Origin of the sequence: Streptosporangium sp. H16, from assembly GCF_051918855.1 — a bacterium.
Classification (GTDB): Bacteria; Actinomycetota; Actinomycetes; order Streptosporangiales; family Streptosporangiaceae; genus Streptosporangium.
In genome coordinates, this window is record NZ_JBPXMD010000103.1 from 1 (window position 1) to 1,544 (window position 1,544).

Here is a 1,544-nt window from a genome sequence, read left to right on the forward strand (position 1 = left end):
ACGCGATTGGCACCATCGTGGGGCTGCCCGCCAGGCTGGCCGAGCCGGTCACGGTGGAGCTGCGCGGTGAGGTGATGTTCCCTGTCAAGTCTTTGTGTTCAGCAACCTCCGTTGCTGAGGCGGCCTGAGAAGGTTGGCCAGCGGGTGTGGGGACGAGGAACTCAGGTGCGCCTCGTAGGCCAGTGTGCAATCGGGCTTGGGTGTTGACGCCGTCCGAACGCATGCCGATGGCCCCTAGAGAGGCCACTTTGGGCACATAGCCTGCTTGAGGACCGCTTGGGCGAAGCCCGTCCCGATTCGCAATAAGCACTCCGAGCTTGTGGCAGCTGATGACATCGGTGCCAGCAAGGTGGTGGATCCCGGCGTGGCCAAGGTGGCCTTCCAGGAGAGCGCGGCAAGGCCGCCCTGCGCACCGCTCTTGATCACATCGATGCCTGGACGGCCACACGCCGCTCTATTCACGTCTTCTAAGCCAACCGCACCCCACCGAATGGCCCGGTAAGGTAATCGCGGTGCACCCCTAAATGGTGACGCGGGCCAACTCCAAAACCTCCCCCGGAGAGATCTCACGATCCCACGGGGTGGCCACCTCGGTCAGGAAGCGCACCGCCCCCATCAGCGCGTACGGAACCTCGGGGCGCCCCGCCGCGTGCAGGACCCGCCAGGGCGAGCGCACCGTTGTCCCGATCATCAGCTGTGGCTCGTCACGCGAGCTGGTGTCCGTGCTCTGGGTTTGGGTCAAGATGCCCACGTGCTGCCAGAACGCCAGCAGATCCGCCATGGTCTCCACCTCCGGGTGGCCGCAAGCCTGAACCAGTGCGGAGAACCCGTTATCCCAGTGGGCCCAGCTGCGCTCGTCGCCGAGCATCTGCAGCCGCAACGTGTGGATGCCGGGGTATTCGTCCAGCTCGGGCATCTCACCGGCGGCTGGATGCCGTCCCAGACACACGAGGTCAGCCACTGCTCGCCGTCGTCCCAACATCCAGGGGTCTGGGCCGCGGCGTGTGCGGCGATCTCCTGCGCCGAGGCGCGCGGAGCATCGAGGAAAGCCCGGATGATCTCACCGGCGCGGGGGCAGATCGTCAGCCAGCCGGTCTCGTACACCCCGATGACCGCATGCGGCGCATCCGCCGGCCGCGGAACGTCGGGGTGGGTGAGGGTGATCTGGTGCGGCCGCGAGGGCAGAGTAGGAAGTTCCACCCGTTGGGGGCGGCGGCCGTAGCGGTCGATCCAGTCATGGGCCAAGGCCACTCGCTGGCACTCGATGGCGTCTTCTTCGGCCTGGCGGACCTTGTCGCGGGCGGCGCGCAACTGCTCGCGCCGCTGCTGTTCGGCGGTGGTCAGATGCACGTGGCAGTGCTCGGCGCCGATGCCGGTGAAGATGCGCTTGGCGCAGCGCACCCCTTTGAGGTTGACACCGGAGCACTGGGCGTGCGGGAAAAGGTCGGGGCGGGAGGCCCTCTGTGTCAAGCTCAAGTGAGACAAACAGGGATCAAGTTCCTTAACTGACATGAGCAGGGCGAGAACGGGTATCGAGCACAGTG

At 66.3% G+C, this 1,544-nt stretch carries 2 protein-coding genes; one reads left to right on the forward strand and one right to left on the reverse strand.

Translation table 11 applies throughout. The features are described from left to right. Positions 1-520 precede the first annotated feature (520 nt). Complete coding sequence (locus ACTOQ2_RS43820) at positions 521-916, reverse strand: hypothetical protein (protein ID WP_440107937.1); 396 nt, start codon at positions 914-916, stop codon at positions 521-523. Positions 917-1,116: 200 nt separating this feature from the next. On the opposite strand from ACTOQ2_RS43820, the gene ACTOQ2_RS43825 reads away from it, so the two are divergent. Next, the gene (locus tag ACTOQ2_RS43825) at positions 1,117-1,509 is read left to right on the forward strand and encodes a hypothetical protein (protein WP_440107939.1); all 393 of its coding nucleotides are present in this window, start codon (positions 1,117-1,119) and stop codon (positions 1,507-1,509) included. Positions 1,510-1,544: the final 35 nt, after the last annotated feature.

Excerpts from the sequence above, each read along its gene's own strand:
- ACTOQ2_RS43820 (WP_440107937.1), bottom strand. The coding sequence starts at position 916 with ATGCCCGAGCTGGACGAATACCCCGGCATCCACACGTTGCGGCTGCAG.
- ACTOQ2_RS43825 (WP_440107939.1), top strand. The coding sequence starts at position 1,117 with ATGCGGCGCATCCGCCGGCCGCGGAACGTCGGGGTGGGTGAGGGTGAT.